A 17,936-nucleotide genomic window follows, 5' to 3' on the forward strand; every position below is an offset into this window, starting at 1 on the left:
GGTGCAGTCCCCGACGGCGATCGTGCTCTACGTCATCGCCGCGATCGCCGTCCTGCTGCCGCTCTACCTGCGGCTGCGCGGCAAGGACAAGGTCCTGAGCGCGCTGGCCGCCGACGAGGACTGACGGCCGACAGGCGCCGGCCGCCGACCGAAGGCCCGCCCCGAAAGGGGCGGGCCTTTCGCGCTTCACGCCCCCGGCGGTGTTGTCGGTTCGCGGCGGCGGGCATAGGGATCCGGAAAAACCGGGGGAAGCAGGGCGATGACGCAAGACGCGGCGTCCGGGGAGGGGCCGGGCGCCGGATGGGCGTCACGGCCAGCCGAACCCTCCCGATCCCGCCGACGCCTATCCGGACCGCGGGAGGAGGGGTCCCGAGGCGGCGCAAGCCGCCTCCGGCGGAGCGGGGGCTCGATGCCCCCCGACGACGGGCCCCCCGGGCCCGGGGGTCAGGGGCGCCAGTCGGCGAAGACCTCGTAGATCTCGGGGTCGGGGGTGGCGTCGAGCAGGTCGTGGAAGCGCCGCCAGATCACGCGCACCCGGTCGACCGCCTCGGGCGAGGCGCCGCTCTCGTCGATCTGGCCGATGACGTAGCCGGCGCCGTCCTCGTTCATCACGATCAGGATGTGGCGCACCCCGGGCTGCGCGAGGATCTCGGCCCTGAGCTCCTCCATCAGCGCCCGCGCCGGGGCGACGCTGTCGTCCCGCATCTTGAACCTGGTGATCCGCGCCTGCATCGGCGGCCTCCTCCCCCTCGTGGACGCCGGGCGAAAGCGGCGCGCGCGGGCGCTCCCCGCGGCCCGGCCCCGCGCGGGTCGCGGGAGCTTACCACGCCGCGCCGCCATCGCCATAGCCGGCCGCGGCCGGCCGCGGCCCGCCGGGGCATGGCGTTCCGGCGCGGGCGGGGATAAGAGGATGGCCATGGCCGCGCGCAGCATCAATCCGATCCTCAAGCTCGTGCTCGAGATCGGCCCGATCGTCGTCTTCTTCCTCGCCTATCGCTGGGCGCCGGTCCCGGCCGGGCTCTCCGACACCGAACGGCAGCTCGAGCAGATCCTGTTCTCGACCAAGGTCTTCGTCCCGACGATCCTCGCGGCGCTCGCCGCCAGCTACGCGCTGACCCGCAAGCTGCCGCGGATGGCCGTCATCACCGCCATCGTCGTGACGGTCTTCGGCGGGCTGACGCTGGTCCTGCGCGACGACACCTTCGTCAAGATGAAGCCGACGATCCTCTACGCGCTCTTCGCCGGCATCCTCGCCTTCGGGCTGCTGCGCGGGCAGAGCTACCTCAAGTACCTGATGGACGAGATCATCCCGATGCGCGACGAGGGCTGGCTCAGGTTCACCCGCCGCTTCGTCGTGTTCTACGCCGTCCTCGCGGTGCTGAACGAGGTGGTGTGGCGCGGCTGGGGGACCGACGTCTGGGTGAACTTCCGCACCTTCGTGCTGCCGCTCGCCAACCTCGCCTTCGTCATGGCGCAGGTGCCGCTCTTCAGCCGCTACGCCATCGTCGAGCCGAAGCAGACCGATCCTACCGCCGGCGAAAGCTGAGATAGGCGGGCGCGCGCCCCTCGCGCAGCGCCTTCGCCTCGTAGCGCGTCCGTCGCCAGTCCGGCCAGGGCAGGGCGGGGTCGCGCGCCTCGCGCTCGAAGGCGCTCCCCTCCACCGCGGCCAGCGCATGCGCCACGTAGTCCGGGATGTCGGTCGCGAGGCGAAGCTCGCCGCCCGGCGCGATCACGCGGGCGAGCGCGGCGAGGTTCTCCGCGCTCATGAAGCGGCGCTCGCGGTGGCGGGTCTTCGGCCACGGATCGGGATAGAGCAGGAAGACCCGGGCGAGCGCGGCCGGCGGAAGCAGCTCCACGAGGTCGCGCGCGTCGCCGGGGTGGATGCGGACGTTGGCGAGTCCCGCCGCCGCGGCCTTGGCGAGGAAGGCGGCCACGCCGTTGACGAAGGGCTCCGCCCCGAGGAAGCCGACGCCCGGGTTGAGCGCGGCCTGGTGCGCGAGGTGCTCGCCGGCGCCGAAGCCGATCTCCAGCCATACCGGCCGGGCGTCGCCGAAGAGCGCGGCCGGATCGACGGGGGCCCGCGCCGGGTCGCCCGCGCGCGCCGCCCCGGGGATGGCGAGGCGCGGCAGCAGCTCGGCGACCAGCCGCGCCTGCGCCGGGCGCAGCGCCTTGCCGTGGCGTCGGCCGTAGAACTTGCGGGCCGGCCGCGCGGGCGCGGGGGACGCCTCGCTCACACCGCGGCGCGCAGCGCCTCGACGAGGTCGGCGCGCTCCCAGGAGAAGCCGCCGTCGGCGTCGGGCGCCCGCCCGAAATGGCCGTAGGCGGAGGTGCGCTGGTAGATCGGCCGGTTGAGCCCGAGCGTGGTGCGGATGCCCTTCGGGGTCAGGTCCATCACCTGGCCGAGCGCCTTCTCGATCGCCGCGGCCGGGACCGTGCCGGTGCCGTAGGTGTCGGCGTAGATCGAGAGCGGCCGCGCCACGCCGATCGCATAGCTGAGCTGGATCACGCAGCGATGCGCGAGGCCGGCGGCGACGACGTTCTTGGCGAGGTAGCGCGCGGCGTAGGCGGCGGAGCGGTCGACCTTGGTCGGGTCCTTGCCCGAGAAGGCGCCGCCGCCGTGCGGGGCCGCGCCGCCGTAGGTGTCGACGATGATCTTGCGCCCCGTGAGGCCGGCGTCGCCGTCGGGGCCGCCGATGACGAAGCGGCCCGTCGGGTTGACGTGCCAGACGGTCCGTCCGGTCAGCCAGCCCTCGGGCAGCACCTCGCGGATATAGGGCTCGACCATGGCGCGCACGTCGGCCGAGGTCATGTCGGGGTCGAGGTGCTGGGTGGAGAGCACCAGCGAGGAGACCTCCACCGGCTTGCCGTCCGCGTAGCGGAGCGACAGCTGGCTCTTCGCGTCGGGCCCGAGGCGGGGCTCGGCGCCCGACTTCCGCGCCTCGGCGAGACGGCGGAGGATGGCGTGGGCATAGTGGATCGGGGCGGGCATCAGCTCGGGGGTCTCGGCGACGGCGTATCCGAACATGATGCCCTGGTCGCCGGCGCCCTCCTCCTTGCCCTCGGCGGCGTCGACGCCCGCGGCGATGTGCTCGGACTGGCCGTGTATCAGGTTCTGCACCTGCAGCGTCGCCCAGTGGAAGCCCTTCTGCTCGTAGCCGATGTCCTTCACGCAGTCGCGGACGATGCCCTCGACGCGGGCGAGCACCGCGCCCGGGCCGCGCACCTCGCCGCCGACGATGACGCGGTCGGTGGTGGCGAAGGTCTCGCAGGCGACGCGGGCCTCGGGGTCCTCGCGGAGGAAGGCGTCGAGAACGGCGTCCGAGATGCGGTCGCAGACCTTGTCCGGGTGGCCCTCGGACACCGATTCCGACGCAAACGTGTAGTCGCCGCGGATTTCCATACCCCTCGGAGCCCTTCTCGCCTGTCCTTCGCCCGCGCGGGCGCCGCCCTCCCTACTTCCGGGGCCGGGTCGGGGTCAACGGGCGGAAGCCCGCGTCGCGGGGGGCGACGCGGGCTGTCGGCAGCGGGGCTCAGGTCAGGCCGCGCCCCCGCATGTCCGCTCGGGGGAAGGGCCGGTCCGGCCGCCGGAGGAGAGGCGGCCGTTGCGCTGCGACCTCGGGCCGGCACGGGGCCGGCGAAGGCGGTCGGCTTGGTCGGAGCGCCGCCTCAGCGGCGGGCGCGGCCGCGGTCCTCGTCGGCGAGCGAGCGGACGAGCGCCAGCACCGAGGCGCGCGTGCTCGACTCGCCGATGGCGCCGAAGGCGGAGGTGAGCTGGCGCACCTCGTCGGGGCCGGCCGCCGAGGGCGTCGCGACGCCGTTGGCGCGCCCCGAATGGTCGGAGGCGAGGCCCTCGAAGAAGTAGCCGGGCGGCACGCCGAGATACTCGGCGATCTGCCAGAGCCGCCCCGCGCCGATGCGGTTCGAGCCCTTCTCGTATTTCTGCACCTGGCTGAAGGTCAGCCCCAGGTGCCGGCCGAGCCGCCCCTGGCTGATGCCGAGCGCCTCGCGCCGGTCGCGCAGCCGCTGGCCCACATGCACGTCGATTTCCCTCGCGGACAAGGTCACGTTCGCCACCCCTTACACATGTCGTCGCCCGCGCCATCCGGCGCCGTCGCCGCGCGTCCCTACGGACCGCAGCGCGCGCCTCCTGGCGATACCGGGCGTCCCACCACTCCCTTGATCAGGTTATCTGCGGCGTGGCCGAGAAACGCGACTCCTAAGATTTGAAAGAGTTAATCCGAAAACTGCCGCAACCGCCAAGAGCGCGGGAACATCGCCCCGTCGAGCGTATATCGTTTCGGGCCATGCCGGGGGAAGCACGGCGTCGATGTGGCCCTCGACTCCGAGCGGCAGCATGGCGACCACCCGGCCGCGGGAATCGATCATCGCCGACACGCCGGTGTTCGCCGCCCGAGCGAGGGGCAGGCCCTGCTCGATCGCCCGCGCTCGCGCCTGGGCGAAGTGCTGGTAGGGGCCGGCCAGCGCGCCGAACCAGGCGTCGTTGGTGATCTGCGCCACCCATTCCGGCCGCCCCTCCGGCGCCCGCAGCGCCGCCGGGAAGATGGCCTCGTAGCAGACGAGCGGCAGGAAGGGCGGCAGGCCGGCGGCGGCGATCAGCTGCGGGCCCGGCCCGGGCGAGAAGCCGCGCGCCGTCAGCGTCGCGATCTCCGGCCCGCCGAGCCGCCCGATCGCCCGGCCGAGCGGGATGTACTCGCCGAAGGGGACCAGCCGGTCCTTGTCGTAGACCGCCGCGGCCGCGCCGTCGGGGCCGAGGACCGCGAGGGAGTTGAACCAGCGCTCGCCGTCCGGCGCCGGCTCCGCCCGGTTGATCCCGAGGATGACCGGCCGCCCTCCGGCCGCCGCGGCGATCTCCGCCTGGAGGGCGGGCGCCTCGCCGAGGAGGAAGGGCGCGGCGGTCTCCGGCCAGATGGTCACGTCCGGCGCACGCTCGGCGGGGGCGCGGGTGGCGGCGAGGTGGCGGTCGAAGAATTCCTGCTGGAGCTCGGGCGCCCATTTCAGCCGCTGCGGGATGTTCGGCTGCACCAGCCGCACCACGACCGCCGGCGACCGCGGCGTCTCGGGCAGCGCCAGCCGCCAGGCCCCGTAGCCCCAGCCCGCACCCACCAGCGCCGCAGCCGTGAGCGCGCCGGCGAGGCCGCGCCGCCCGGCCGCCGCGCCGGGCAGCAGGCCGGCGGCGAGGGTCAGGAAGGTCAGGCCGTAGGGGCCGGTCACGGCGTCGAGCTGCATGACGGGGGTCTCGATCCAGGCATAGGCCGGCAGCGCCCAGGGGAAGCCGGTCAGCACGTGGCCGCGCAGCCCCTCCGCCGCTGTCCAGACGCAGGCGAGGACCAGCGCCCCGGCGAGGCCGCGCCGCCCGAGGCCGCGGGCGAGCGCGAAGGCCGCGCCCCAGAAGAGCGCGAGCCCGCCCGCCATGCCGAGGAGCGCGAACGGGGCGAGGGCGCCGTAGCGTTCCGGCTCCACCAGGAAGGGCTCGACGATCCAGAAGAGCCCGGCCCCGAAATAGCCCGCCCCCGCCGCCCAGCCGCGCAGGAAGGCCGCCCGCGGCCGCGGCGCCGCCTGTGCCAGCCAGAGGAGCGGCGGCAGCGCGAGGAAGAGCGCGAGGGGGAGCGAGACGGGCGGCTGCGTCGCGGCGAGGACCACGCCGCACAGCGCCGCGAGGAGCGCGGCGCGCATGCCGGTCAACGCGGCGACCCGCGCGCGGAGCCCGTGCACGGGGAGGCGCTATTCCGCGGCTTCGGCGGCGCCCGGCGTGGCGCGCCCCAGCCGCAGCCGTAGCCGCTTGATCCGGCGGGCGTCGGCGTCGAGCACCTCGAACTCGTGGCCATCGGGATGGACGACGATCTCGCCGCGCGCCGGCACCCGGCCGGCGAGCCGCGACACGAGGCCGCCGAGCGTGTCCACCTCCTCGGCGAGCTCGGGCGCGGCGAGGCGGACCCCGGTCTCCTTGGCGAAGTCGTCGAGCTCCATCCGCGCCGGCGCGACGTAGACGCCCTCGCCCTCCTGCGACCAGAGCGCGGCCTCGTCCTCGTCGTGCTCGTCGCCGATGTCGCCGACGATCTGCTCGAGGATGTCCTCGATGGTGACGAGCCCGTCGACCCCGCCGTACTCGTCGATGATCAGCGCCATGTGGATGCGGGCCGCCTGCATCTTCTGCAGCAGCACCCCGATCGGCATCGACGGCGGCACGTAGAGGAGCGGGCGCAGCAGGCCCTCGAGGTCGAAGCCGCCGTCGCCCTCGCCGAAGCCGTAGCGCAGCGCCAGGTCCTTGAGATGGACGAGGCCCTTCGGCCGGTCGAGCGAGCCGGAATAGACCGGCAGCCGGGTCATCGTGCTCGACTTGAACGCCGCGACCAGCCCGTCGAGCCCGACGTCGTCGGGCACGGCGATCACCTCGGTGCGCGGGACGCTGACGTCCTCCACCCGCATCCGGCGGATGCGGCGGACGTTGCCGATCATCTCGCTCGAGCCGGGATGCGCCGCAGCGGGCTCGGCGTCGTCGTCGCCGTCCTCGGACTGGCCCTCCGCGCCGTCACGCCGGAACAGGCGCGCGAGGAAGGATGGTCTGGCCGAACTGTCGGTCTCGGCCTCGTCGGGGCCTGCGGTCGAGGCCGCGGCTCCGCTGTCGTGCTCGCCCATCGGGGGCATGGTCCGTTGCGACGCCCCAGGGGCGCCTCCTAGCGGCTATATGGGTCCGCCACCCCGAGGCTGGCAAGCACTTTCCGCTCCAGCGCCTCCATCGCCTCGGCCTCGGCGTCGTCCTCGTGGTCGTGGCCGAGGAGGTGCAGGACGCCGTGGACGACGAGATGGGTCACGTGGTCGGGGGCCGCGATCCCCGCCGCCTGCGCCTCGGCGGCGCAGGTCTCCCAGGCGAGCGCGAGGTCGCCGAGGAAGCGCGGCTCTCCCGGCGTCGCCGGCCCGTCGGCCGAGGGCCAGGAGAGCACGTTGGTCGGTCCCGCCTTGCCGCGCCATTCGGCGTTCAGCGCCGCGATCCGGGCGTCGTCGGCGGCGAGGAGGCCGATCTCGCATGCCTCCGGGTCCAGCCCGGCGGCGGCGAGCGCCGCGGCGGCGGCGCGGCCGGCGAGCGCCGGCAGGTCGAGCGCCTGCCAGCGCTCGTCCTCGACGATTGTGTCGACGGGACCGGCGTCCTCAGCCATCCGACTTCGACGCGGCCTCGTAGGCGACGATGATGCGGGCGACGAGGCTGTGGCGGACCACGTCGGCGGCGGTGAAGCGGACGAAGCCGATGCCGTCGACGCCCTTGAGGATGCGCTCGGCCTCGACGAGGCCGGACGTCACGCCGCGCGGCAGGTCGATCTGGGTGGTGTCGCCGGTCACCGCCATGCGGCTGCCCTCGCCGAGGCGGGTGAGGAACATCTTCATCTGCATCGTCGTGGCGTTCTGCGCCTCGTCGAGCACCACGAAGGCGTTCGACAGCGTCCGCCCGCGCATGAAGGCCAGCGGCGCGATCTCGATCTGGCGCTCCTCCATCATCTTCTGCACCTGGCGCGCCGGGAAGAAGTCGTTCAGCGCGTCGTAGAGCGGCTGCATGTAGGGATCGACCTTCTCCTTCATGTCGCCGGGCAGGAAGCCGAGGCGCTCGCCGGCCTCGACGGCGGGGCGGGAGAGGATGATGCGCTCGACATGGCCCTCGATGAACATCGAGACGGCGGCGGCGACGGCGAGGTAGGTCTTGCCGGTGCCGGCCGGCCCGAGGCCGAAGACCAGCTCGTTGCGGTAGAGGCTCTGGACGTAGGCCGTCTGCGCGGCGGTGCGCGGCTCGACGAGCTTCTTGCGGGTGCGGATCTCGATGGGCGCGGCGCCGAACATCTCGAGCTGGCCGACGCGGGCCTCGCCGCGCGGCTGGCCGCCGGGCATGCGGATCGCGGCGTCGATGTCGCCGGGGGTGACCTCGCGCCCCTGCTCCAGCCGGGCGTAGAGGGCGCGCAGCAGCTGCTCGGCGGCGGCGCGCTCGGCCTCGTCGCCGTGCAGCGCGAGCTGGTTGCCGCGGCGGTGGATGGCGACGTCGAGGCGCATCTCGACCTGCACGAGATTGCGGTCGAGCTCGCCGCAGAGGTCGATCAGGAGGCGATTGTCGGGAAACTCGAGGACGCTGTCGCCGGCGTTCGGGGCAGGGGAGCGCGCGCTGGTCGCCAAAGGGCCTCCGGGCCGGAATGAGGACTCTACCGGTCCGAGAGTGCCCCAGCCGGAGCGGAGGCGCAAGCCGGGCGCGCTGCCTTGGGTGAACGGCTGCGTGAACCGCGGGTGTTCACGCGTGAAAATTGCCTAAGTCATTGGAATCGTGTAATCGGACCTTTGCTACGCGGCCAGCGCGCCCGCCAGCGAGTTCGGTCCGGCGGCGAGGATGCGGGCCGGCACGATGCGGCCGAGGAGCGCGGGGTCGGCCTCGAGGTGGACCGCGTTGAGGTAGGGCGAGCGGCCGGCGACCTGGCCGGGCTCGCGGCCGGGCTTCTCGAGGAGGACGGGCAGGGTGCGGCCGACGAGGCTGGCCTGGAAGGCGGCCTGCTGGCGGGCGAGCAGGGCCTGGAGGCGGCGGAGGCGGTCGGACTTCTCCGCCTCGGCGACCTGCCTGCGGTCGGCGGCGGGGGTGCCGGGGCGGGAGGAATAGGCGAAGGAATAGGCCTGCGCGTAGCCGACCGCCTCGACGAGGGCCAGCGTCTCGGCGAAGTCGGCCTCGGTCTCGCCCGGGAAGCCGACGATGAAGTCGCCGGAGAGCGCCATGTCGGGGCGCGCCGCCCGGATGCGCTCGATCAGGCGGAGGTAGCCGGCGGCGGTGTGGCGGCGGTTCATCGCCTTCAGCACCCGGTCGCTGCCGGCCTGCACGGGCAGGTGCAGGTAGGGCATGAGCTTCGGCTCAAGGGCATGGGCCTCGATCAGGTCGTCTGCCATGTCGTTCGGGTGCGAGGTGGTGTAGCGCAGCCGCTCCAGCCCCTCGATCCGCGCCAGCCGCCGCAGCAGCGCGGCGAGCGTCACGCCCTCGCCGTCGCGGTAGGCGTTGACGTTCTGGCCGAGCAGCGTGATCTCGACGACGCCGCGGGCGACGAGGTCGCGGGCCTCGGCCTCGATGCGGCCGGCGGGGCGGGAGACCTCGGCGCCGCGGGTGTAGGGCACCACGCAGAAGGCGCAGAACTTGTCGCAGCCCTCCTGCACGGTCAGGAACGCCGCCGGGGCGCGGCGGGCGCGGCGGTCGGCGGGCAGGTGCTCGAACTTGTCCTCCTCGGGGAACTCCGTCTCCACCGGCCGCTCGCCGCGGCCCACGCGGTCGAGGAGCGCGGGCAGGCGGTGATAGGCCTGCGGCCCGACGACGAAGTCGACCGCCGGGGCGCGCGAGAGCATCTCCGCCCCCTCGGCCTGCGCCACGCAGCCGGCGACGCCGATCGCCATCCCGGGGCGCGCGGCCTTCAGCCGCTTCAGCCGGCCGATCTCGGAATAGACCTTTTCGGCGGCCTTCTCGCGGATGTGGCAGGTGTTGAGGAGCACGAGGTCGGCGTCCTCGGGCGTCCCGGTCGCCGCATAGCCCTGCGCCGCCAGCGCCGCGGTCATCCGCTCGCTGTCGTAGACGTTCATCTGGCAGCCATAGGTGCGGACGAACAGCTTCTTCGGCGCGGTCGTCTTCGGCGCGGTCATGGGCGGTCCCCGGAACGGCAAGGGCGCGCCCCCGGTCCGGGGCGCGCGCCCTCGCTGTAGCGGCGCGGCAGGGTCGTTTCAACCCGCCCGCCGACGCGCCGCGGCTACTTCCGCGGCTTGCGGCCGAGGCCGATCTTCTTGGCGAGCTCCTGCCGCTTGGCGGCGTAGTTCGGGGCGACCATGGGGTAGTCGGGCTTCAGGCCCCACTTCGTCCGGTATTCCTCGGGGGTCATGTTGTAGGAGGTCATCAGATGCCGCTTCAGCATCTTGAGCTTCTTGCCGTCCTCGAGGCAGACGATGTAGTCGTCGGTCACGGACTTCTTGATCGGCACCGCCGGGGTCAGCTCGACAAAGGCGGCCTCGTCGCCGGAGGCCAGCTCGCTCAGCTTGTTGAACACGGACTGGATCAGCTCGGCGACGTCTCCCTGGCCCACAGTGTTGCTGGCGACGTGGGCCGACACGATCTCGGTCGTCAGGGCAAGCAGCTCGCCCCGGCCGATGGTTTGCTCTTCTGTCATCATGCCTCATCCTTCACCTGCAACCGGCGCAGGTTTTCCCGTTGTGTCGGTTGCTTTTCGTGGGCGCCCGAACGGCTGCGAGTTGCCGGGCGATGCATCCATAATATTTTCCAGAATCGTCGATGGCAAGACAGTCAGCGAAATTTAAAGCTGAAAATTTTCGGCTCCGAGGTAGTCGGCATAAACATGCCTGTCGCGTGCAAGTATGGAGCCGGGGGTTTCGTTGCCGCGCCCCGATCAGAACCGCGACAACGGCGCCGATTAGGGCCAGAGTTCCCCGCCCGGGAACGCGCCGCTCAGGCGGGCGCGAGGCCGCGCTGGGCGAGCAGGGCCTCCACCCCGGGGAGCCGGCCGCGGAAGGCCTCGTAGAGCTCGGCCGCGTCGCGCGAGCCGCCCTTGCTCAGGATGTTCTCCGCGAGGCGCGCCGCCACCGCCGGGTCGAAGAGGTCGCCGGTCTCGCGGAAGGCGGCGAAGGCGTCGGCGTCCATCACCTCCGACCACATGTAGGAATAGTAGCCGGCCGAATAGCCGTCGCCGGCGAAGACGTGGTCGAAATGCGGCGTGGCGTGGCGCATCACGATCGCCGCCGGCATCCCCAGCCGGTCGAGCGTCGCCGCCTGCGCCGCCATCGGGTCGGCGGGGGCCGGCCCGGAATGCAGGTCGAGGTCGACGACCGCCGAGGCGACGTATTCCACGGTGGCGAAGCCCTGGTCGAAGTTCCGCGCCGCGATCAGGCGCGAGAGCAGCTCCGGGGGCATCGGCGCGCCGGTCTCGGCGTGGCGGGCATGGGTGGAGAGCACCTCCGGCGCCTCCAGCCAGTGCTCGTAGAGCTGCGAGGGCAGCTCGACGAAGTCGCGCGCCACCGCGGTGCCGGAGACGAACGGATAGGTCACGTCCGACATCAGCACGTGCAGCGCATGGCCCATCTCGTGGAAGAGCGTGCGCGCGTCGTCGAAGGTCAGCAGCGTCGGCTGGCCGGCGGGCGCCTTGGCGAAGTTGCAGACGTTGATCGCGATCGGCGCCTCGGGCCCGTCGAGCTTCGACTGGCTGCGGAAGGAGGAGCACCAGGCGCCCGACTTCTTCGACGGCCGGGCGAAGTAGTCGCCGACGAAGACGCCGACATGGCCGCCGTCGCGGGTCACCTCCCAGGCGCGGGCGTCGGGGTGGTGGAGGCCGGCCTCGATCGGCTGGAAGGAGAGGCCGAAGAGGCGGCGGGCGACGTCGAAGGCGGCGGCGATCATCGCGTCGAGCTGGAGGTAGGGCTTCACCTCGGCCTCGTCGAGGGAATGCTCCTCGCGCTGGCGGATCGCGGCGTAGCGCCGCCAGTCCCACGGCGCGAGCGCGTCGTTGACGCCCTCGGCGTGCATGAGCTCGGCGAGGCGGCGCGCGTCCGCCTCGGCGCGGGCGCGGGCCGGGCCCCAGACCGCCATGAGGAGGTCGCGCACGTGCTCCGGCGTCTTCGCCATCTCGGTCGCGAGCTTGTAGTCGGCGAAGCTCGCATAGCCGAGGAGCCGCGCCCGCTCGGCGCGCAGCGCGAGGATCTCGGCGGCGACGGCGCGGTTGTCGGTCTCGCCGCCCCCGGCGCCCCGGGCGATCCAGGCGCGGAAGGCGGTCTCGCGCAGGTCGCGGCGGGGGGAGAATTGCAGGAACGGCACGATCAGGCTGCGCGACAGCGTGACGACGTGGCCCTGGAGGCCGCGATCGGCGGCGGCCTGGGCGAGGGCGTCGACGAGGAAGGGCGGCAGGCCCTCGAGGTCGGCCTCGGCGAGCGGCATCGTCCAGGACTTCTCGTCGGCGCGCACGTTCTGCGAGAACGTCGTCGTGAGCGTCGCCAGCCGCTCCATCGCCGCGGCGAGGCGGTCGCGGTCGGCCCCCTCGAGCTTCGCGCCGGCGCGGACGAACATGCGGTGGTAGAGCTCGAGCACGCGCGCCTGCTCGGGGTCGAGGCCGAGCGCGTCGCGGGTCTCCATCAGCCGGTCGATGCGGGCGAAGAGCCTCGCGTTCAGCATCGTGGCGGAGGAATGGGCGGAGAGGCGGGGGGAGAGCTCGCGCTGCAGCGCCTCGATCAGGTCGTTGGTGTGGGCGCTCGCGAGGTTGAAGAAGATCGCGCAGACGCGGTCGAGCTTCCTCTCGGCGCGCTCCATCGCCTCGATGGTGTTGGCGAAGTCCGGCGGCTCCGGGTTGTCGGCGATGGCGTCGATGTTGGCGCGCCCCTCGGCCAGCGCCTCGTCGAAGGCGGGGGCGAACTCCTCGTCGCGCAGCGCGTCGAGCGGCGGCATCCCGTAGGGCCGGTCCCATTCCCGAACGAGCTGGTTCATCGCCGCCTCCCTGTCTGCGCCGCGACTACCTCGGGCGCGGACGGGTTCCCGTCAACCCCCCGGAGCCGGTCCGGGACTCAACCCCCGGACGAGCCGGACGAGGCCTGCGCCGGGACGACCCCGAGATAGGCGGCGATCGCCTCGCGGTCCGGGGCGGGGAGCATCGCCATGTTCTGCTGGACCGCGACCATGCTGCCGCCGACGCTGTCGAACTCGGGCGTGAAGCCGGTCTCGAGGTAGTAGGCGATGTCGCCGGGCGACCAGTCGAGGCCGCCGGGGGTGATGTTCGGGATGCGGCCCTTGCCCTCCGGGTTGGGGGCGCCGGCCAGCCAGCGCGACTTCTCCAGCCCGCCGGCGAGGTTCCGCGGCGTGTGGCACTCGCCGCAATGGCCCGGGCCCTCGACGAGGTAGCGGCCTCGGACGAGCCTGGGGTCGGCCTCGTCCACCGCGATCACCGGCGCGTCGGAGAGGAAGGCGAGCTTCCAGAGCCCGACGCCGCGGCGGAGGGTGAACGGGAAGGCGAGCTCGTGGCCGGGCGCGCGTCCCTGCACCGCCGGCAGCGTGGCGAGATAGGCGCGCAGGTCGGCGATGTCGGCCGGGTCCATGCGCGCGTAGGAGGTATAGGGGAAGGCCGGGTAGTAGTGCCGCCCGTCCGGCGAGACGCCCCGCATCATGGCGTTGGCGAGGTCGGCCGTCGTCCAGGCGCCGATGCCGTCCTCCGGGTCGGAGGAGATGTTCGGCGCCACGAACGTGCCGAAGTCGCTGGCGAGCCGCCGCCCGCCGCCGAGCCTCAGCTTCTCCTCGTCCTTCGCGCCCTCGGCGGCGTGGCACGAGGCGCAGCCGCCGGCCCAGAACACCAGCTCGCCGCGGCCGGCGTCGCCCTCGGGCAGCGCCGACAGCGTCGCGAGCTCCAGCCGCTCGGGCCGGGTGAGCAGCCAGAACGCCCCGCCCCCGACGAGGGCGAGGAGGATCGCCGCGAAGAGGAGGCGCCAGCCGAGCACGCGCTACTTCAGCCGGAACTTCTCGTGGCAGCTGCTGCACTCCTCCATCACCGGCTTGATCAGCGCGGCGAAGGTGGCGGCGTCGGCCGGTCCGTCGCGGCCCGCCTTCTCGGCGGCGGCCGAGGTGGCGGCGAGGAGCTTGGCCAGCTCGGCGTCGAAGCCGGCGCGGTCGCTCCAGATCGCCGGCGCCGCCTTGGAGCGCGCCGGATCCTCGGAGCCCTCCGGGAAGTAGCCGCCATAGGTCATCGCCGCGGCGTGGATGGTGGCGATCACCGACTTGCCGAGCGCCGGCGCGTAGGGGATCTCGTTCTTCATCACGCCCCCGGCCACGCCCGCCGCCGCGCCGACGCTGCTCATGATCGCCTGCCGCTGGGCGACAGGGTCCTCGGCGGCGACGGAGGGAAGCGCCAGCGCCCCGAAGGCGCCGATAAGGAGGCCGAGGCGTTGCATCTGTCCCTGTCCTTTCCGTGGCGCGCGTCCGTTGCGGCGCGCGGCTTCGTGAGGAGGACTATTCCCGAACACCCCCCGCCGGCGCGATAGCAATCTCGTGATCGCGCGGAAGGACGCCGATCCGCACGTCGAGCCGCTCCAGCCCGCGGAAGTGATAGCGGTCGGCGAAGACCGCCGGCCGCGCCAGCGCGAGCCCGGGCAGCCGGCGGAACAGCGCCGGCAGCGCGACGGCGAGCTCCAGCCGGGCGAGCGGCGCGCCGACGCAGAAATGGATGCCCGCGCCGAAGGCGAGCTGCGCCGGCCCGCCGCGCGCGGGCTCGAACCGCCCCGGATCGGGATAGCGCGCCGGATCGCGGTTCGCCGCCGCGAGCAGGCAGCCCACCACCTCGCCCGGCGCGAAGCGGTGGCCGAACGCCTCCGCCTCCTCCCGCGCGATCCGGGTGAACATGTGGAGCGGCGGGTCGAAGCGCAGGATCTCCTCCGCCGTCGCCTCGGTCGCGGCCGCGTCGGCGAAGAGCCGGGCGGGGTCGAGCCCCAGCGCGAGGATCGCCCGCACCCCGTTGCCGATCGCATGGACCGTCGCCTCGTGCCCGGCGTTCAGGAGCAGGATGCAGGTGGCGATCAGCTCGTCCGTGCTCAGCCGCTCGCCGTCCTCCTCCGCCGCGATCAGGCTCGCGATCAGGTCGTCCCCCGGCGCCGACCGCCGCGCCTCGACGAGCCCGCGCAGGTAGGCGGAGAACTCCGCCGCCGCGGCGTCGGCCGCGTCCTCCACCGCCCGGTCGCGGCGCGCCTGGTACATCGCCACCATGGCGTGCGACCAGCCGAGCAGGCGGTCCGCCATCGCCTCCGGCACGCCGAGCAGGCGCGCGATCACCACCACCGGCAGCCGCTCGGCGAAGGCGGCGATGAGGTCGACCTCCGGACCCTCCAGCCGGTCGATCAGCCCGTCCGCCAGCGCGGCGATCTCCGGCCTCAGCGCGGCGATGCGTCGCGAGGTGAAGGCGCGCAGCACCAGCCCGCGCAGCCTTGTATGCGCCGGCGGCTCGCGGTCGAGGAGCGACAGGTCGTCGATCGCGTAGAACCGCGCCAGATGCGCCGGCCGGGCGGGGCGCATCCCCTCCGGCGGCTCGCGCCCGAAGCGCCGGTCGCGCAGCAGCGCATTCACCGCGTCGTAGCCGGCGGCGCAGGGGAACCCGTACTCCTCCCACAGGAAGAGCGGCCCTGCGGCGCGGGCGCGGTCGTAGAACGGGTAGGGGTCCTGCACGAACGCCGCCGCGCGCGGGTCCTGGCTCAGCCGCCGCATCCCGCCCGCTCCAGCGCCTGCTCCAGGTCGGCGATCAGGTCGGCCGGATCCTCGATCCCCACCGACAGCCGCAGCAGCGTCGGCGGGGCCGGCGAGCCCTCGCCCTCCACGGTGCGGCGGTGCTCGATCAGGCTCTCCACGCCCCCGAGCGACGTCGCCGGGATGAACGCCTCGGCGAAGCGCGCCACGTCGACCGCCTGCGCCTCCGTCCCGGCGACGAGGAGCGACAGCATCCCCCCGAACCCGCCGGTCATCTGCCGCGCCGCCACCGCATGGCCGGGATGCCCCGGCAGCCCGGGATAGAGCACCCGCGCCACCCGCGGATGCCCGTCGAAATGCCGCGCGATCGCCAGCGCGTTCTCGCTCGCCCGGGCATAGCGCAGGTGCAGCGTCCTCAGCCCGCGCAGCAGCAGCCAGGCCTCGAAGGCGGCCATCACGCTCCCCATCAGCCGCCGCACCGTGCAGAGCTCCTCCCAGAGCGCGTCGCGCCGGGCGAGGCTCAGCACCCCCGCGGTCAGGTCGGAATGGCCGCCGAGATACTTCGTCCCCGAATGGAACGCCACGTCGGCCCCGAGCGCCAGCGCCCGCGTGGTGCAGGGCGGCGCGGCGGTGCAGTCGACGGCGAGGATCGCGCCCCCGGCATGGGCCGCCTCCGCCGCCGCGGCGATGTCGGCGATGTCCCAGGCCGGGTTGCTCGGCGTCTCCAGCCAGACGAGCCGCGTCCGCCCGGGCCGGATCGCCGCGGCCGTCGCCGCCGCCCCGCCGTCCGTCTCCGCCTCGACGAAGCTCACCTCGATCCCGCGCCGCGCCTGCATCCGCCGCAGCCAGTTGGCCCCGCCGAGATACATGCCGCCCGGCGCCACGACATGGTCGCCGGTCGCCAGCGTCTCGACGAGGGCCGCCATCGCCGCCATCCCGCTCGCGAAGACCAGCGTCCCCTCGGCGCCCTCGATCGCCGCGAGCACCGCCTCGACATGCTCGACCGTCGGCCCGCCGTCGCGCGCGTAGATATAGGCCTGCCGCGCCGCATAGCCCTCGTCCCGGGCGAAGGTCGAGGCGAGCTCGATCCCCGGCACGACGGCGCCGGTCCGCGGGTCGATGCGCCGCAACGCCTGCGCGGCGATCGTCGCGGGCGAGGGCGGCGCGTTGCGGCGACCGGCCACGGGAGACTCAGCTCGCCCTGGCCGGGACGCGCCCGGTCGCCGCCGCGAGCGGCGCGCCGGGGCGCGGGGAGGGGGGCGGGGCGGCGGTCACGGTCGAGGCCTTCGGGCAGGGGTCGGTCCCACACTAGCGCCCGCCCCGGACCCCCGCAACTCGGTCGTCAGCCCGCGGGCGGCGCGGCCTCGGCCGCGAGCGCCGCCGGCCCCGCGGCCCGCCGTTGGAGCAGAAGACCCCCACGTCGATTCGGCCAGCCGCCGTCGCCGGCGACGGGTCTCCTCGACGAGGATCCCCGGCCGGATGTCGCGATACCGGCGGCGCGATTATCACCGCGCCGCGCAGCGCCAAAGGGGAACTGACGTGACTGCGGTCAGCCCGCGACCGGCCGGGCCTCTCCGGACTTCCACGGCTCCGTCGGAACCACGGACCCGCGACGGCGGCGGGTCTCGTCGAGGCGCGAGATGTCGATCATGTCGCCGAACATCCGCTCGAACTCCTTCGGCTCGAAGCGGATCAGCCCGGCGCCGTGGTGGAAGGTGATCTCGCCGAACCAGGGCCGGTCGCCGCGCCCGAGCAGGAAGTCGATCCGGCAGAACAGGAAAGGCTCGGCGAGGATCTGCGCCCATTCCATCAGCTGCGCGAGGTTGTGCGGCGGGTCGATCTCGTGCTCGAGCTGCGGGGCCGGCCCGGCGAAATGCATCCGCTTCCAGTCCGGATCGTAGAAGATCTCGCGCCGGTTCTCGAAACGGTCGAGCACGACCTGGATGAAGCCCGGCACGCCGTGGAAGCAGTAGAACTTGATCTCGCGGACGTTGCCGTTGTCGCTGTCGATGAAGTCCTCGACGAGGATCCCGGGGCGGATATGCTTGTACTGGTGCTCGCGGAACTCGTAGTACTTGTTGATCGCCAGCCGCTTGCGGACCTTCTCCCGCACCTCGTCCCACTGGAACCCCGACCGGTCGCGGCACAGGAACACGCCGCCCTGGTCGTGATTCGTCTTGATGACGAAGCGCTCGCCGTCGAGCGTCTGCGGGTTGATGTCGGCCGGGTCGTAGCTGACGCGCTGCGCCGGGATGATCGTCTCGGGGCCGAGCTTGGCGGCGACGTAGTCGCGGGCGCGGATCTTGTCGGCGCACTGGGTGTGCAGCGCCGAGCGGTCGTGCAGCTTCAGCCACAGGATCTTCTCGGACAGATCCTTGGGCTCGACGAGGTCGGGCGCGAAGCCGTGCCGGTGCACGTACTGCTTGCGCATGAGCATGGCGTCCGGAAGCAGGTAGCGGTCGATAGCCCGCCGGAGGCTCCTGGTCGCGTTCTGGATAAGCGATGGGGACGTCTGGGCGGTGGTCATCCGATTACGATTCCTGAGCCGCGAACGGCGCAATCCCTGATTACAACAAGCAGAACCCTGCGCGGCGGGCGCCGGCCTCGTGCCTTCCATACAAGCCCAACGTTCCTGAGCCGCCCGAGAACGCGGGCGCCAGTTTCCGCCGAGGCGGCTCGAATGGCAAGCCCAATGCTGCGG

General features: G+C 73.2%; 17 protein-coding genes. 1 reads left to right on the forward strand and 16 read right to left on the reverse strand.

The genetic code is table 11. The features are described from left to right. Positions 1-444 precede the first annotated feature (444 nt). Complete coding sequence (locus KBB57_RS13400; protein WP_290751043.1) at positions 445-732, reverse strand: hypothetical protein; 288 nt, start codon at positions 730-732, stop codon at positions 445-447. A gap of 184 nt (positions 733-916) precedes the next feature. Between KBB57_RS13400 and KBB57_RS13405 the strand changes: the two genes are divergently transcribed. Continuing rightward, a complete protein-coding gene (locus tag KBB57_RS13405) occupies positions 917-1,546 on the forward strand; it encodes a septation protein A (protein WP_290751045.1) in 630 nt (209 codons plus the stop codon). Here KBB57_RS13405 and KBB57_RS13410 read toward each other — a convergent pair. The 15 genes from KBB57_RS13410 to KBB57_RS13480 all read right to left on the reverse strand — a co-directional run bounded on the left by KBB57_RS13410 (position 1,527) and on the right by KBB57_RS13480 (position 17,762). Continuing rightward, entirely contained in the window at positions 1,527-2,234 is a 708-nt protein-coding gene (locus KBB57_RS13410) for a tRNA (guanosine(46)-N(7))-methyltransferase TrmB (RefSeq protein WP_290751048.1), read from the reverse strand. The two genes, KBB57_RS13405 and KBB57_RS13410, sit on opposite strands and share 20 nt — an antisense overlap. After that, positions 2,231-3,400, reverse strand: a complete 1,170-nt coding sequence (metK, locus tag KBB57_RS13415; protein ID WP_290751050.1) for a methionine adenosyltransferase — start codon at positions 3,398-3,400, stop codon at positions 2,231-2,233. The genes KBB57_RS13410 and metK overlap by 4 nt, the downstream gene beginning before the upstream one ends. A gap of 266 nt (positions 3,401-3,666) precedes the next feature. Next, complete coding sequence (locus KBB57_RS13420; protein ID WP_290751053.1) at positions 3,667-4,059, reverse strand: helix-turn-helix transcriptional regulator; 393 nt, start codon at positions 4,057-4,059, stop codon at positions 3,667-3,669. 126 nt (positions 4,060-4,185) lie between these two features. Beyond that, the gene (gene lnt / locus KBB57_RS13425; RefSeq protein WP_290751056.1) at positions 4,186-5,733 is read right to left on the reverse strand and encodes an apolipoprotein N-acyltransferase; all 1,548 of its coding nucleotides are present in this window, start codon (positions 5,731-5,733) and stop codon (positions 4,186-4,188) included. 9 nt (positions 5,734-5,742) lie between these two features. Further along, positions 5,743-6,657, reverse strand: coding sequence for a transporter associated domain-containing protein (locus KBB57_RS13430; protein WP_290751058.1), 915 nt, complete (start codon positions 6,655-6,657; stop codon positions 5,743-5,745). A gap of 38 nt (positions 6,658-6,695) precedes the next feature. Continuing rightward, entirely contained in the window at positions 6,696-7,175 is a 480-nt protein-coding gene (gene ybeY / locus KBB57_RS13435) for an rRNA maturation RNase YbeY (protein WP_290751061.1), read from the reverse strand. Beyond that, complete coding sequence (locus KBB57_RS13440) at positions 7,168-8,175, reverse strand: PhoH family protein (RefSeq protein WP_290751063.1); 1,008 nt, start codon at positions 8,173-8,175, stop codon at positions 7,168-7,170. Before KBB57_RS13440 ends, ybeY begins: the two co-directional genes overlap by 8 nt. A gap of 162 nt (positions 8,176-8,337) precedes the next feature. Then, positions 8,338-9,666: a tRNA (N6-isopentenyl adenosine(37)-C2)-methylthiotransferase MiaB gene (miaB, locus tag KBB57_RS13445; protein WP_290751065.1), complete on the reverse strand. Its 1,329-nt coding sequence runs from the start codon at positions 9,664-9,666 to the stop codon at positions 8,338-8,340. A 104-nt stretch (positions 9,667-9,770) separates the two neighbouring features. Continuing rightward, positions 9,771-10,184 carry a MucR family transcriptional regulator gene (locus tag KBB57_RS13450; RefSeq protein ID WP_290751068.1) on the reverse strand — a complete coding sequence of 138 codons (414 nt, stop codon included), beginning with the start codon at positions 10,182-10,184 and terminating at the stop codon, positions 9,771-9,773. A 296-nt stretch (positions 10,185-10,480) separates the two neighbouring features. Next, the gene (locus tag KBB57_RS13455) at positions 10,481-12,502 is read right to left on the reverse strand and encodes a M3 family metallopeptidase (protein WP_290751071.1); all 2,022 of its coding nucleotides are present in this window, start codon (positions 12,500-12,502) and stop codon (positions 10,481-10,483) included. Positions 12,503-12,579: 77 nt separating this feature from the next. Beyond that, the gene (locus KBB57_RS13460; protein ID WP_290751074.1) at positions 12,580-13,503 is read right to left on the reverse strand and encodes a cytochrome c; all 924 of its coding nucleotides are present in this window, start codon (positions 13,501-13,503) and stop codon (positions 12,580-12,582) included. A 3-nt stretch (positions 13,504-13,506) separates the two neighbouring features. Then, positions 13,507-13,953 (reverse strand): cytochrome c, encoded by a 447-nt coding sequence (locus KBB57_RS13465; RefSeq protein WP_290751077.1) that lies wholly within the window; start codon positions 13,951-13,953, stop codon positions 13,507-13,509. Positions 13,954-14,011: 58 nt separating this feature from the next. Next, positions 14,012-15,256: a cytochrome P450 gene (locus KBB57_RS13470; RefSeq protein ID WP_290751080.1), complete on the reverse strand. Its 1,245-nt coding sequence runs from the start codon at positions 15,254-15,256 to the stop codon at positions 14,012-14,014. Then, on the reverse strand, positions 15,244-16,419 hold the full coding sequence (locus KBB57_RS13475) for a PLP-dependent aspartate aminotransferase family protein (RefSeq protein WP_290751082.1): 1,176 nt from the start codon (positions 16,417-16,419) through the stop codon (positions 15,244-15,246). The genes KBB57_RS13470 and KBB57_RS13475 overlap by 13 nt, the downstream gene beginning before the upstream one ends. Positions 16,420-16,784: 365 nt before the next feature. Next, a complete protein-coding gene (locus tag KBB57_RS13480) occupies positions 16,785-17,762 on the reverse strand; it encodes an ATP-grasp fold amidoligase family protein (protein ID WP_290751085.1) in 978 nt (325 codons plus the stop codon). Positions 17,763-17,936: the final 174 nt, after the last annotated feature.

The organism is Amaricoccus sp. (assembly GCF_017993425.1).
Classification (GTDB): Bacteria; Pseudomonadota; Alphaproteobacteria; order Rhodobacterales; family Rhodobacteraceae; genus Amaricoccus.